We start from the raw sequence: 14,067 nt of genomic DNA, 5'->3' as shown, positions 1-14,067 counted from the left end.
TTTTCATCTGTACCCAAAAAAGAAAATTAACTGGTAGCGTTTACACCGATTCGTTAACAGCAGGGAAAAACACCCTGGCTCCGGAGAGCATCATGCATAAATTCACTAAAGCGTTCGCGGCCATCGGCCTGGCAGCGGTTATGTCACATTCCGCTATCGCCGACACCATGAAGCTGGGATTTCTCGTCAAGCAGCCCGAAGAACCCTGGTTCCAGACCGAGTGGAAATTCGCGGACAAGGCCGGCAAGGATTTAGGCTTTGAAGTGATCAAAATCGCCATTCCCGACGGCGAGAAAACCCTTAACGCCATCGACAGCCTGGCCGCGAGCGGCGCGAAGGGCTTCGTGATCTGCACCCCCGATCCTAAACTCGGCTCCGCTATCGTTGCCAAGGCGCGCGGCTACGACCTGAAGGTGATCGCCGTTGACGACCAGTTCGTTAACGCCAAAGGCAAACCGATGGAGAGCGTGCCGCTGGTGATGATGGCCGCCACCAAAATCGGCGAGCGTCAGGGGCAGGAACTCTATAAAGAGATGCAGAAGCGCGGCTGGAACGCTAAAGAGACCGGCGTGATGGCGATTACCGCCAACGAGCTGGATACCGCCCGCCGCCGCACCGGCGGATCGATGGATGCGCTGAAAGCGGCCGGCTTCCCGGCGGCGCAGATTTATCAGGTGCCGACCAAATCTAACGATATCCCCGGCGCGTTTGACGCCGGCAACTCGCTGCTGGTGCAGCATCCGGAAGTGAAACACTGGCTGATCGTCGGCATGAATGACAACACCGTGCTGGGCGGCGTGCGCGCCACCGAAGGCCAGGGCTTTAAGGCGGCGGACGTGATCGGCATCGGCATCAACGGCGTCGACGCCATCAGCGAACTCTCAAAGGACAAGGCGACCGGCTTCTACGGATCGCTGCTGCCGAGCCCGGACGTGCACGGCTACAAGAGCAGCCAGATGCTCTACGAATGGGTGAGCAAAGGGGCTGAGCCGCCGAAATTTACCGAAGTCACCGACGTGGTGCTGATTACCCGCGATAACTTCAAAACCGAACTGGCGAAGAAAGGGTTGATGTAAACCCGCGTACCGTGCCGCCGCCTGCGCGGCGGCACCTTTACGGTAAACCAGAGGAGTTACCATGAATAGCGAGCCAACCTTTATGTCGTTTCATGGCATCAGCAAAACCTTTCCCGGCGTCAAGGCGCTGCAGGATATCTCATTTGACTGCCGCGGCGGTGAAGTGCACGCCCTGATGGGCGAGAACGGCGCGGGCAAATCGACGCTGCTGAAAATTCTCAGCGGCAGCTATCAGCCGAGCGGCGGCGAAATCCGCATCAAAGGCGAGCCGGTAAGCTTTCAGCATACCGGCGAGGCGCTGGACGCCGGCGTCGCCATCATCTACCAGGAGCTGCATCTGGTGCCGGAGATGAGCGTGGCGGAGAACATCTACCTCGGCCAGATCCCGCACCGGCGTGGGCTGGTGAACCGCAAGCTGCTGCGCTACGAAGCGGGGCTGCAGCTGAAAAATCTCGGCATGGATATCGATCCCGATATGCCGCTGAAATATCTCTCTCTTGGCCAGTGGCAGATGGTGGAGATCGCCAAGGCGCTGGCGCGCAACGCGCGCATTATCGCCTTCGATGAGCCGACCAGCTCGCTGTCGGCGCGTGAAATCGAGAACCTGTTCCGCGTCATCCGCCAGCTGCGCGCGGAGGGACGCGTGGTGCTCTACGTCTCGCACCGCATGGAGGAGATCTTCGCCCTGAGCGACGCCATTACCGTATTCAAGGATGGCCGCTACGTGCGCACCTTTACCGATATGGCCAATACCCATCACGACGATCTGGTGCAGGCGATGGTGGGACGCAACCTCGGCGACATCTACGGCTATACGCCGCGTCCGCACGGGCCGGTGCGTCTGGTGCTGGAGAAGGTCGAGGCGAAGGGCGTGCGCGAGCCGATTTCGCTTGAGGTGCGCGCCGGGGAAATTGTCGGCCTGTTCGGGCTGGTGGGCGCCGGGCGCAGCGAACTGATGAAAGGGGTATTTGGCGCCACGCGACTGCGCGGCGGCCGCATTCTGCTGGATGGTGAGGTGCTGAAGCTGCGCGAGCCGATCGACGCCATCCGCGCCGGCGTGATGCTCTGCCCGGAAGATCGTAAAGCCGAAGGGATCATCCCGGTGCACTCGGTGCGCGACAATATCAACATCAGCGCGCGGCGTCACAACCTCACCGCCGGCTGCCTGATCAAAAATCAGTGGGAAACGCGCAACGCCGACAGCCATATTCGCTCGCTCAATATCAAAACGCCGCACGCCGAGCAGCTGATCATGAATCTCTCCGGCGGCAATCAGCAGAAGGCGATTCTCGGCCGCTGGCTGTCGGAAGAGATGAAGGTGATCCTGCTGGATGAACCGACGCGCGGTATCGACGTCGGCGCGAAGCATGAAATCTACAACCTGATCTATCAGCTGGCGAGCAAAGGCATCGCGGTGCTGTTCGCCTCCAGCGATCTGCCGGAGGTGATGGGCCTGGCCGACCGCATCGTGGTGATGCGCGAAGGCGCCATCGCCGGCGAACTGCTGCATGACGACGCCACGGAGCAGCAGACGCTGAGCCTGGCGATGCCTAAAACCACCCAAGCGGCCGCTGTGGCCTGACAGAGGAAAATATTATGTCTTCATCCACAACTTCAGGTACGCCGCCGGTGCAGCAGCGCAGCGGGCTGCGCTTTGGGCGCATCTGGGACAATTTCGGCATGCTGGTGGTGTTCGCGCTGCTGTTTGTCGCCTGCGCCCTGTTCGTGCCTAACTTCGGCTCCTTTATCAATATGAAAGGGCTGGGCCTGGCGATGTCGATGTCGGGCATGGTGGCGTGCGGCATGCTGTTCTGCCTCGCCTCCGGCGATTTCGACCTGTCGGTCGCCTCGGTGATTGCCTGCGCCGGCGTGGTCGCCGCGGTGGTGATCAATATGACCGAAAGCCTGTGGATCGGCGTCTTCGCCGGCCTGCTGATCGGCGTCGCCACCGGCTTCGTCAACGGCTTTGTTATCGCGCGGCTGAAAATCAACGCCCTGATCACCACGCTGGCGACGATGCAGATCGTGCGCGGCCTGGCCTATATCTTTTCCGACGGCAAGGCGGTCGGCATTGAAGATGAGCGCTTCTTTACCCTCGGCTTCGCCAACTGGCTCGGCGTGCCCGCGCCTATCTGGCTCACTATTGCCACCATGCTGATCTTTGGCTTCCTGCTGAATAAAACCACCTTTGGCCGCAACACGCTGGCGATCGGCGGCAATGAAGAGGCGGCGCGGCTGGCGGGCGTGCCGGTGGTGCGCACCCGCATCATTATCTTTATTCTCTCCGGGCTGGTGTCGGCGGCGGCGGGCATTATTCTCGCCTCGCGCATGACCAGCGGTCAGCCGATGACTTCACTGGGCTATGAGCTGGTGGTGATCTCCGCCTGCGTGCTGGGCGGCGTCTCGCTGAAGGGCGGCATCGGCAAGATTTCCTACGTGGTCGCAGGGGTGCTGATCCTCGGCACCGTTGAAAATGCGATGAATTTACTGAATATCTCGCCATTCTCACAGTACGTTGTGCGTGGTCTGATACTGTTAGCGGCGGTGATTTTCGACCGCTACAAACAGAAGCATAAAGCCTGACGGCAAAAGAGGCGGCGCTCAGGCGCCGCGCTCTGCTCAATCCCGACTAAGTGAGGACGTTATGTACCACCGTGAATCCACAGCGGCGCAGCAAAATCCTCTGTTGCCTGGTTATCCCTTTAACGCCTGGCTGGTCGCCGGGCTGACCCCTGTGACGGCCGATGGGCCGCTCGACTTTTTTATCGACCGTCCCCACGGCATGAAAGGCTTTATTCTTAACCTCACCATTAAAGGCAAAGGGCGCGTGTTCGACGGCGAAAACGGCTTCGACTGCCTGCCGGGCGATATGCTGCTGTTTCAGCCGAAAACCCCGCACTACTATGGACGCGCGTCGGACAGCCCCGAATGGCATCACCGCTGGGTTTATTTTCGGCCGCGCGCCTACTGGAACGACTGGCTGCAGTGGCAGGACGCGCGCGAGGGCGTAGGCCGGCTGCATCTTAACGAGACGCTGCGTGCCGAGTTCGACCGGCTGTTCGCCAGCATCGAGCAGACCCACAACTCGGGTCGCCGCTTTGCCGAGGAGCTGGCGATGAACCTGCTGGAGCGTCTGCTGCTGCGCGCGGTAGAGGAAGATCCGCGCAGCCATCAGCAGGTGCGCGATCCGCGCATTATCGAAGCCTGTCAGTACGTCACCAACCATCTCGCCAGCGAGGTGAAAATCGAAGAGGTGGCGCGCCACGTCTGTTTGTCACCGTCGCGGCTGGCGCACCTGTTTCGCGAACAGATGGGGGTGAATCTGCTGCGCTGGCGCGAAGACCAGCGCGTGATCCGCGCCAAGCTGCTGCTGCAAACCACCCAGGAGCCGATTGCCAGCGTCGGACGCGAAGTCGGCTACGACGACCAGCTCTACTTTTCGCGCGTGTTCCGCAAGCGCGTCGGCGTCAGCCCCAGCGATTTCCGCCGCCGCAACCAGGATGCGCAGGACAGCCTGATCGCCGAAACGCCCTGGCCAATGGCGCAGAGTGCTATCTCCTGATTTTTCGGGGGATTCCCGCTTGTTCTAACCGACGCAATGGTCTTAAATCAGTCGGGTATGCGAATAAGAGGAGTGATAATGAGCGACAAACTTCGTGTTGGATTGATAGGGTATGGCTTCGCCAGTAAGACGTTTCACGCGCCGCTGATTGCGGGCACGCCCGATGTCGAGCTGGCCGCTATCTCCAGTAGCGACGAAGCGAAAGTGCACGCCGACTGGCCGCAGGTAAAGGTGGTGGCCGACCCGCAGGCGCTGCTGGAGGATCCCTCTCTGCAGCTGATCGTCATCCCGACGCCGAACGATACCCATTTCCCGCTGGCCAAGGCGGCGCTGAATGCCGGTAAGCATGTGGTGGTGGACAAACCGTTTACCGTGACGTTGTCACAGGCACGCGAGCTGGAGGCGCTGGCGAAAGCCAAAGGTCTGCTGCTTTCCGTGTTCCATAACCGCCGCTGGGACAGCGACTTCCTGACCCTCAAGCAGCTGCTGAACGATGGCACGCTGGGCGAGGTGCGCTATTTCGAATCCCATTTCGACCGTTTCCGTCCTGAAGTGCGTCAGCGCTGGCGCGAGATGAAGGGCGCAGGCAGCGGCATCTGGTACGATCTGGGGCCGCATCTGCTCGATCAGGCGCTGCAGCTTTTCGGCGCGCCGGTGGCCATCAACGTCGATATGGCGGAGATGCGTCCGGGCGCGCAGACCACCGACTACTTCCACGCCACGCTGACCTATCCACAGCGCCGCGTGGTGCTGCACGCCAGCATGCTGGTGGCCGCCGAGTCGCCGCGCTACGTGGTGCACGGCACGCGCGGCAGCTACGTGAAGTACGGTCTGGATCCGCAGGAGGATCGGCTGAAAGCGGGCGATTTTCCGCCGGGCGAAGAGTGGGGCTATGACATGCGCGACGGCGTGCTGACGCTGGCGGAAGGCGACGGCGTGAAAGAAGAGACGCTGATGACGCAGCCAGGCAACTATCCCGCCTACTATGCGGCGGTGCGCGACGCCATTAGCGGACGCGGCAGCAATCCGGTCACGGCACAAGAGGCGATTCAGGTGATGGAGCTGATTGAGCTGGGGCTGCAGTCGGCGGAGAAGCGCCAGACGCTGTCGCTGAAGTAAATTAAATTTAGCTGCACATTGAGTCCTTTATGTCATGTCGTCGCTCGATCTCAGACGGCTGGAAACTCAAAACGTGGGTGACATGGACCGAAGAGCAAAGCGTCCCGCGCAAGGGACTGCGCGGGCCGAGCCGCCATGGATGGCATTTTTGCGTCTTTGCGATCGGGCCATGTCACCCGCGTCAGCACATTACTGACAACCTCAGGCCGCTTTCGCGGCCTTTTTTACGCCTGCACTTTATTGCGGATGGCGATTTTTTCAGCGTCGCTCAGGAAGGCGATGGCTAAACCGTTTTCCTGCGCCTGGCGCATCTGCGCGGCGCTCAGCCCGGCGGCAGGCGCGGCGTGCTGATACTCGTGCGCCAGCTCAATGCCCTGAACCGCCGGATCGTCGGTATTGATGGTGGCGAGGATGCCGTGCTCAAGGAACTGTTTCAGCGGATGGTGCGCCAGCGAAGAGACGGTGCTGGTCTGGATATTGGAGGTCAGACAGGATTCGATGCCGATGCGGTGCTCGGCCAGAAAATCCATCAGCGCGCGGTCTTCAATCGCCTTCACGCCGTGGCCGATACGCTCGGCGCCCAGCTCGCGGATCGCCTGCCAGATGCTCTCCGGACCGGCCGCTTCGCCCGCATGCACCGTCACGCGGAACCCGGCGTCGCGCGCCTGGGTAAAGTGGCTGAGGAACTCGCTGCCGGGGAAGCCTAACTCGTCGCCCGCCAGATCGACGGCGGTAATATGATCGCGGTGCGCCAGCAGGCCTTCCAGCTCGCGCAGGCAGGCTTCGTCGCCGAAGGTGCGGCTCATGATGCCGATCAGACGCACGTCGACGTTATATTTCTGGCAGCCCGCTTTGATCCCGTCGATGACCGCCTCAACCACGCCCGCCACCGGCAGATTGTGGTTCATCGCCATATAGCCCGGCGAAAAGCGCAGCTCGGCGTAGTGAATGCCGGCGCGTGCCGCATCTTCTACGTTTTCCAGCGCGATGCGGCGACAGGCGTCGAGATCCCCCAGCACTTTGACGCCCCAGTCGAGCTTATTCAGGAAGCTCACCAGGTCGGGCTGGTTTTCCACCACCTGAACGTGCGGGCGCAGCGATTCCAGCGTAGCGGCGGGCAGGGCGAGGTTAAACTGGCGGCCTAAATCCAGAATGGTTTGCGCGCGAATGTTGCCGTCAAGATGGCGATGAATATCGGTAACGGGAAGGCTGGGATCGAACATGCTGCACTCTCTGACAGGGATAAAAGTGCAGACCATTATAGAAACATCTTGCGCAACATAGCGAGTCCTTTGCGCAACCTGCGGCGCATCTGCTGGCATAGTAAGCGACAGGGCGGCTGCTCAGCCGCCCGTTTTCACACCCCGAGCGCGTGCAGCGCTGCGATCAGGCGATGCACGCCATCCTCCAGCTTGCTGCGCGGACAGCCGGCGTTCAGGCGCAAAAATCCCCGGCTTGCGTCGCCATAGGTTGAGCCCGGCATCATCGCCACTTTCTGCTGGCGGATAAGCTGCTGCTGCAGCGCCGTCTCGTCGACGCCGAGCGGGTTAAGATCGAGCCACGCCAGGTAGGTCGCCTGCGGCGGCTGCCAGTCGAGCGCCGGAAAGGCGGCGTTAAGCCGCTGGGCGATAAAATGCATATTCGCCTGCAGGTAGGCGCGCAGGGCGTCGAGCCAGGGCGCGCCGTTGCGGTAGGCGGCGATATGCGCTGCCACGGCGAGCACTGCAGGCGATGAGAGGCCGTTCGCCTTCAACTGCCTTAAAAAGGCGTGGCGATCTCCTGCATGTGGGATAATCCCCCATGCACCAGTCAGCGCGGGAATATTAAAGCTCTTGGACGCGGAGGAGAACAGCGCCCAGTCGCTGCGCGCCACCTCGCTCCAGGGCAGATGCACAGCCTCATCCATCACCATATCCATATGGATCTCATCGCTGATCACTCGCACCTGGTAACGCTCGCACAGCGCCGCCATCTGCGTCAGTTCGTCGTGCGTCCAGACTTTGCCCGTGGGATTATGCGGGCTGCAGAGCAGCATCACTTTGCAGCCAGGCCGGGCAAGCTGGTGTTCCAGCGCCTGCATATCGCAGCGCCAGCCGCGAATATCGCGCTGCAGCGGCTGCGGTAAAATGTGCCGTTGACTGGCTGTCAACAAGGTATAAAACGCATCATAGGCGGGCGTATGGATCACCACTTCGTCCCCGGGTTCGGTCCAGCAATACAACATCTGCGCCACCATAGCGATCACGGACGGCGCGTATACCAGCGTGCTCTCATCCAGCGTGGCGTTAAAACGTGTCTGCATCCAGTGGCAGATTGCCGAGAGAAAGTCGCTATGCTGCCAGCGGCTGTAGCCGAACACGCCGTGGTCGATGCGCTGCTGCAGCGCCGCGCGAATGGCGGGCGCCACGGCGAAATCCATATCTGAAATGGTAAAGGGCAGCAGATCGGGCGCACCAAAGCGATCGGCGACAAAATCCCACTGAGTGCAGTAGCTGCCGCGGCGGTCGATAACCTGGTCAAAATCAAAAAGTTTCGTCATATCAGTTACACCGTCACATTCATCAGCGACGCCAGCTCTTCTTTAACGGACTGCACCTGCGGTCCAATCACCACCTGCAGCGTCACCGGGCTAAGGTGCACCACGCCGATGGCGCCGTTGGCCTTCAGCGCGGCGTCATTGACCTTGCTCATATCAACGATGCGCAGACGCAGGCGGGTCAGGCAGTTATCCAGCGAACTGATATTCTCCACGCCGCCCAGCGCGTCGAGGATAGCGGGCGCGCTATAGCCCGATTTGCCCGCGCCGGCGCGGCTCACCTGCCGCTCCACGCCGCTCTCTTGCTCGCGCCCTGGCGTGGCGATATTGAAGCGGACAATGGCGAAGCGAAACAGCGCATAGTAACCGGCAAACCAGATCGCGGCGGCGACGGGCACCCAGTACCATTTGGTCGCCAAACCGTGCAGCATGCCAAACACCACAAAATCGATAATGTTGCCGTCGGTGTTGCCGATGGTGACGCCCAGCACTGCCATCAGCGTAAAGCCCAGCCCGGTGAGCAGCGCATGCAGCAGATAGAGCACGGGCGCCACGAACAGGAACAGGAATTCAATCGGTTCGGTGGTGCCGCCCACCACGCAGGCCACCACGCCGGAAATCAGCAGGCCTTTGATCTTGTGGCGATTCTCCGGCCTGGCGCAGTGATAGATTGCCAGCGCCGCGCCAGGCAGACCGCCGAGAAACGCGGGCATTTTTCCCTGGGAGAGAAAGCGGGTGGCGCTCTCTGAGAAGCCCTGAACCTCCGGGCAGGCGAGCTGCGCCTGGAATATGGTCAGCGCGCCGCTGACGCTTTTGCCGCACACTTCCATCGTGCCGCCCGCATCGGTGAAGCGAATAATCGCCACCAGAATATGCTGCAGTCCAAAGGGCAGCAGCAAACGTTCGCCGGTGCCGAACAGCATCGGGCCGAGGTCGCCCGCGCCGTTGATCATCCAGCCGAGGCCCGCAATGCCGCGCGCGAAAAAAGGCCAGATCAGCGGCACCGCAAGGCCGAGTAGTCCGGTGACCAGCAGAGTAATAATAGGGACAAAGCGCGTGCCGCCGAAAAACGCCAGCGCGTCCGGCAGCCGAATAGTGTGAAAGCGCTCATGCAGCCAGAACACCACCACGCCGACAATCACGGCGCCAAGAATACCGGTGTCGATCGCCTGAATGCCCAGCACCGACTGCACATTGTTCGCCTTCAGCAGCGCGGCGTCGCCGGTGGGCAAAATCCCCTTCATGGTTAACCAGAAGTTGCTGCTGAGGTTCATCACCGTATAGCCGACGAAACCGGCAAAGGCGGCGACGCCTTTATTCTCGCGCGCCATGCCGAGGGGAATGGCGATAGCGAACATCACCGGCAGAAAGCGAAAGGCGAAGGCGCCGGTGGCCGCCATCCAGGTAAACAGATGCTGCAACAGCGGCTGATCCAGCAGCGGGATCAGCGTCAGCACGTCGCGGCTGCTGAGCGAGCTGCCGATGCCGAGCATAATGCCGCAAAAAGAGAGCAGAGCGACGGGCAGCATAAAGGTCTTGCCCAGGCTCTGAAAAAACTCCCAGAGCGACAGGCGAGGAAGCGGAGCAGACATATTTTCTCCTGAAAAGGAAGTAGGCGGTTTAGCAGGTGAAAAGATGATAAAACGTTTTATCACTCGATATTGCGCGGTTCGTCACAAGCCAGTGTCGTCTGGTGAAGTTAAGTTTATTCAGCAGGTGAAACGTTTTACTTATATGATAGGGGCATTCTCTTTTGTTCCGCAGGCGCCCGTTATGACGCAGCAAAAAATCACCATTAACGACGTCGCCGAAGCGGCGGGCGTTTCCGTCACCACCGTGTCGCTGGTGCTCTCCGGCAAGGGGCGCATCTCGCCCGCCACGGCGGCGCGCGTGAACCAGGCTATCGAGCAGTCAGGCTATGTGCGCAACCGCACGGCGGCCGCGCTGCGCGGTGGCAGCAGCGGCGTCATCGGCTTAATTGTGCGGGATCTCAGCCAGCGGTTTTACGCCGAGATGACCGCCGGGCTCAGCGAGGCGCTGGAGGCACAGGATAAGATGCTGGTGCTGACCCAGAGCGGCGCGCAGGGACAGCATCTGACGCGCTGCTTCGAGTCGCTGGTGGCGCAGGGCGTCGACGGCGTGGTGCTGGGCGGCGACGCCGGCAATGGCGCCGCACTGGCGTCGCGCGCCGCCGAGCTCGGGCTGCCGCTGATCTGCGCCTCGCGCGCCAGCTATCTGGAGGGCAGCGACAGTCTGCGGCCGGACAATGCGCTGGGCGCCCGGATGGCAACGGAATACCTTATCCGCCAGGGCCATCAGCATATCGCCTGGCTGGGCGGCAGCGGCGCCTCACTGACGCGCGCCGAGCGCATCGGCGGCTACTGCGCCACGCTGCTGCAGTACGGTTTGCCGTTTAAGCCGGAGTGGATTATTGAGTGCGACGAGAGCCAGCAGGCGGCGGCCGAGGCGACCACGCGACTGCTGCAGCGTTTTCCCCGGCTGACGGCGATTATCGCCAGCAACGCCGCCACCGCGCTGGGCAGCTACTTCGCGCTGCTGCGCAGCGGCCGCACGCTGGGCAAGGGCGCGGTTGACAGCTACTACGCGCAGCAGACGGCGCTGGTGGGATTTAGCGATGAGCTGCAGGCGAATCTGAGCGATCCGCCGCTGACCTTTATCTGCAGCCCGGCGCGTGAGATGGGGCGCGCCGCGGCGGCGCGCATGCTGCTGCGGCTTAGCGCGCCGGAAACGGCCAGCCAGCATATGATTATTACGCCGACGCTGATCGCGGGCGACGGCCCATAAAAAAAGCGACCCTGGGGTCGCTTTTTATCGCCATACCGCTTACTGCGGCATGCCCTCGCTGGTAGGCAGGCCGAGCATATAGCGCGACATAAACTGCTCCAGCGTCATCGTATCGCCGTTCATATTCACCTGGCCGTTGGTGTACTGCAGGCTGGTGACAATATTGTTGTCCTGCTGCTGGGTCAGACGGAACATCTGGCCCATCGCCGCCAGGCCTTTCACCTGCTGATCCGCCAGCTTCTGCGCGTCGTCGCCGGTATAGCCTTCGGCGAGGCCAACGCTGCGCATCACTTCGGTCGCCATCGGCATATTGATCACCAGCTTGCCCGACAGATTCTTCAGCACGCGATCCACCATGCCGGCCAGGTTTTGCGGCTGACCGGTGACGGTGGCCGGATCGTTAAAGTTAACCGTCAGGTTGAAGGTGCTCTCGCCTTTGCCGTTCTTCCAGCTCAGCGGCGCGATGCTCACTGACGGCGCGCCTTTCAGCAGCGTCGGCAGGTTGTTCATCAGGATGGTGTTGACCCCGGCCTGATAGCGGATCGGATCGTTGGCCAGACCCTGCTGGTTCATTAAATCCTGCATCTGGGCGTTGTAGTTATCGGAGAACGCCTTCACCGCCTGGGCGTCGAACTGCGCCAGCTTCATGCTCAGCTTCGCTTCGCCAAAATCGTTATTCTGCAGATGGACGTTATCGACGTGGTAGTCGATATCGCCGCTGATCTTGCCCGCCTTGTTATCGAACGACGAGGTGCCGTTGAGCTTCTGCAGCGTTAACGCCTCTTTGCCGTTGACGCTGGCGTTAAGTTTTTCCAGCTCGACTTTCTGATCGCCAATGCGCACGCCTTCCGGCGTCAGATGCGTATTGCCGCTCAGCTTCACGCCATTGGCGGTAAAGAGCACCGGCATACCCATCTCGTTTTTGCTGGTTATGGCGATGCTGCCGATATCGCTGTCGAGAGAGACTTTATCGCCCTTGCTGTCGGCGCTGACGTTCAGGGTGCCGCCGTTGGTGGCGACGCGCTGGCCGCTCTGCGCATTCTGGTAATCCAGCGGTAAAAAGCGCAGGGCGGTGTCGGTGGCGCCGCTATAGCCGATGCGGGTGTCCGCGTCGATCGGCGATTTGTTGTCGGTCAGGGCGAACAGGGTTTTCAGCGCATCGGTGTTTTCCAGCTCGCTATGCACCGACGCCATGCTCGGGATCAGGGTAAAGCGGCGCAGCTGCGCGAACGGGAAAGGACCATGATCGATGGTTTCGTTAAAGACGATGCTCTGGCCCGGCTTCAGCAGCGCGTTGTCTTCGGTCTGCGAGCTGGCCTGCAGCACCAGCTTCGCTTTGCTGCTGAACACGCCGCGCTGATAATCCTGATAGCTCACTTTAAGGCGGCTGTTGGGCGCCCAGGCGTTGAGCTGCGTATTGGCGTTCTGCACCAGTTCATCCATATGGCTTTCCAGCTGCTTACCGGTAAACCATGCCGCGCCGGTCCAGATTACGCCCAGGGCGATAATCACACCTACGGCAACGTTGGTCTTTTTCATTGCTGAGTCGTCCTTATCCTTGTGTCCGCTTACGCCGCTGTCCGACGCCCGGCGAGGAGAGAAAAACGCCCGCAGGCGTTTTTTATCTAATAGATTGAAATAATAGCAGTTAGGTCCAGATTCGTCAGCCGCTTCAGCGCAACGCGTTAAAAACGCGCGCCAGACGACCGCGTCCGGTGGCTTTCAGCGCGCCGTCGCTGGCGGGAACAAAGCAGGATCCCCCAGGCACCAGCGTCAGCTGCTGCTCGCCCTGCGTCAGCGTCGCCTCGCCTTCGATGCAGAACAGGATCGCCGCGCTCTCCTGAGAGAGCAGCTGGGGTTCGCTGTCCAGCGCGTGAATGGCGAACGCGAAATCCTCCACCGGGATGGGAAAGTTCTGGGCGCGATCCTGCTGTTGCGGCTGGGTAAGCAGCTGCGACGCCGGTTTTGACTGAAACTTCAGGTTGGCCAGCAGCTCGGGAATGTCGATATATTTTGGCGTCAGGCCCGCACGCAGCACGTTGTCCGAGTTGGCCATCACCTCCAGCGCGACGCCGTTAAGGTAGGCGTGCGGGGTTTCGGCATAGAGAAACATCGCCTCGCCCGGCTGCAGGGTGATGACGTTCAGCAGCAGCGGCGAGAACAGCCCGCTGTCGTCCGGATACTCCACCGCGATCGCCCGGATGGTTTCCCACGGCTGACCTTCGCGCGCGTTAAGCGCGGCTTTCAGCACGCCCAGCGCCAGCGACTTCGCTTCGCCCTGCAGCGACAGCAGCGTAGCAAACAGCGTCGCCAGATTCTTTTCGTCGGGCTGCTGCAGGAAATGGGCGATCTGCGGATGCGCGCCCGCGACCGGCTGCAGCAGCGAGGCGATGTCGCTCAGCTCGCGAAAGCCGTTCATCGCCTGAAAGGGCGTCAGGGCATAGACCAGTTCAGGTTTATGGTTGGCGTCTTTGTAGTTGCGCTCCGGCGCGTTAAGCGGAATGCCCGCTGCATTTTCGCGCGCAAAACCCTCTTCGGCGGCGCTTTTGCTGGGATGGACCTGAATCGACAGTGGCCGATCGGCGCACAGCACCTTAAACAGGAAAGGCAGCTCGCCAAAGCGCTTTGCCACCGCATAGCCCAGCATCGCTTCGGGATCGGCGTCGATGATATCGCGCAGCGAGCGGCGCTCGCCCTTGACCTCAATCTGCGACGGGCTTTTGGGATGCGCGCCCATCCACAGCTCCGCCATCGGCGCATGGTGTGGATTGGCAACGCCATAGAGTTCCGTTAAGGCGGTTTTGCTGCCCCATGCGTAATTTTGCAGCGAATTGACCATTTTTTGCATGATTAACCCTTAATCACGGGAAGTTATTGCGACTATTAAAGCAGAAAATGGTGCTGATAATACATATCAAGTGCAAACAGCGCGACAGACTCGCATAATGTTAAATTCTTGTATGTAAGCA

At 60.9% G+C, this 14,067-nt stretch carries 11 protein-coding genes; 6 read left to right on the top strand and 5 right to left on the bottom strand.

Going from position 1 to position 14,067, the window contains the following annotated elements:
• Nucleotides 1-92 precede the first annotated feature (92 nt).
• From MC269_RS09795 to MC269_RS09775, 5 genes are all read left to right on the top strand, one after another.
• Nucleotides 93-1,076 (top strand): arabinose ABC transporter substrate-binding protein, encoded by a 984-nt coding sequence (locus tag MC269_RS09795; protein WP_239952261.1) that lies wholly within the window; start codon nucleotides 93-95, stop codon nucleotides 1,074-1,076.
• A 61-nt stretch (nucleotides 1,077-1,137) separates the two neighbouring features.
• Nucleotides 1,138-2,658, top strand: coding sequence for an L-arabinose ABC transporter ATP-binding protein AraG (gene araG, locus MC269_RS09790; RefSeq protein ID WP_239952260.1), 1,521 nt, complete (start codon nucleotides 1,138-1,140; stop codon nucleotides 2,656-2,658).
• Between the two features lie 14 nt (nucleotides 2,659-2,672).
• Nucleotides 2,673-3,659 (top strand): L-arabinose ABC transporter permease AraH, encoded by a 987-nt coding sequence (gene araH / locus MC269_RS09785; RefSeq protein WP_239952259.1) that lies wholly within the window; start codon nucleotides 2,673-2,675, stop codon nucleotides 3,657-3,659.
• A 61-nt stretch (nucleotides 3,660-3,720) separates the two neighbouring features.
• Nucleotides 3,721-4,638 (top strand): arabinose operon transcriptional regulator AraC, encoded by a 918-nt coding sequence (gene araC / locus MC269_RS09780; RefSeq protein ID WP_081137440.1) that lies wholly within the window; start codon nucleotides 3,721-3,723, stop codon nucleotides 4,636-4,638.
• A 78-nt stretch (nucleotides 4,639-4,716) separates the two neighbouring features.
• Entirely contained in the window at nucleotides 4,717-5,757 is a 1,041-nt protein-coding gene (locus MC269_RS09775) for an oxidoreductase (RefSeq protein WP_239952258.1), read from the top strand.
• Between the two features lie 224 nt (nucleotides 5,758-5,981).
• On the opposite strand, the gene add is transcribed toward MC269_RS09775, so the two are convergent.
• The 3 genes from add to malX all read right to left on the bottom strand — a co-directional run bounded on the left by add (nucleotide 5,982) and on the right by malX (nucleotide 9,885).
• Complete coding sequence (gene add, locus MC269_RS09770; protein ID WP_239952257.1) at nucleotides 5,982-6,980, bottom strand: adenosine deaminase; 999 nt, start codon at nucleotides 6,978-6,980, stop codon at nucleotides 5,982-5,984.
• A gap of 134 nt (nucleotides 6,981-7,114) precedes the next feature.
• Complete coding sequence (locus tag MC269_RS09765; protein ID WP_239952256.1) at nucleotides 7,115-8,296, bottom strand: MalY/PatB family protein; 1,182 nt, start codon at nucleotides 8,294-8,296, stop codon at nucleotides 7,115-7,117.
• 5 nt (nucleotides 8,297-8,301) lie between these two features.
• Nucleotides 8,302-9,885 (bottom strand): maltose/glucose-specific PTS transporter subunit IIBC, encoded by a 1,584-nt coding sequence (gene malX / locus MC269_RS09760; protein WP_239952255.1) that lies wholly within the window; start codon nucleotides 9,883-9,885, stop codon nucleotides 8,302-8,304.
• 181 nt (nucleotides 9,886-10,066) lie between these two features.
• Between malX and malI the strand changes: the two genes are divergently transcribed.
• Nucleotides 10,067-11,098, top strand: a complete 1,032-nt coding sequence (gene malI / locus MC269_RS09755) for a Mal regulon transcriptional regulator MalI (protein ID WP_239952254.1) — start codon at nucleotides 10,067-10,069, stop codon at nucleotides 11,096-11,098.
• A 39-nt stretch (nucleotides 11,099-11,137) separates the two neighbouring features.
• Here the strand turns inward: malI and MC269_RS09750 are convergent, their stop codons facing one another.
• Together MC269_RS09750 and manA are read right to left on the bottom strand one after the other, a co-directional pair.
• Nucleotides 11,138-12,637 carry a YdgA family protein gene (locus MC269_RS09750; RefSeq protein ID WP_239952253.1) on the bottom strand — a complete coding sequence of 500 codons (1,500 nt, stop codon included), beginning with the start codon at nucleotides 12,635-12,637 and terminating at the stop codon, nucleotides 11,138-11,140.
• Between the two features lie 133 nt (nucleotides 12,638-12,770).
• Nucleotides 12,771-13,946, bottom strand: a complete 1,176-nt coding sequence (gene manA / locus MC269_RS09745) for a mannose-6-phosphate isomerase (RefSeq protein ID WP_239952252.1) — start codon at nucleotides 13,944-13,946, stop codon at nucleotides 12,771-12,773.
• Nucleotides 13,947-14,067: the final 121 nt, after the last annotated feature.

Origin of the sequence: Pantoea sp. Z09 (assembly GCF_022394795.1) — a bacterium.
In the GTDB taxonomy this organism is placed as follows: domain Bacteria; phylum Pseudomonadota; class Gammaproteobacteria; order Enterobacterales; family Enterobacteriaceae; genus Pantoea; species Pantoea latae.
Note: the sequence above shows the minus strand (reverse complement) of the source record. Positions and strands in the feature narration are given on the sequence as shown.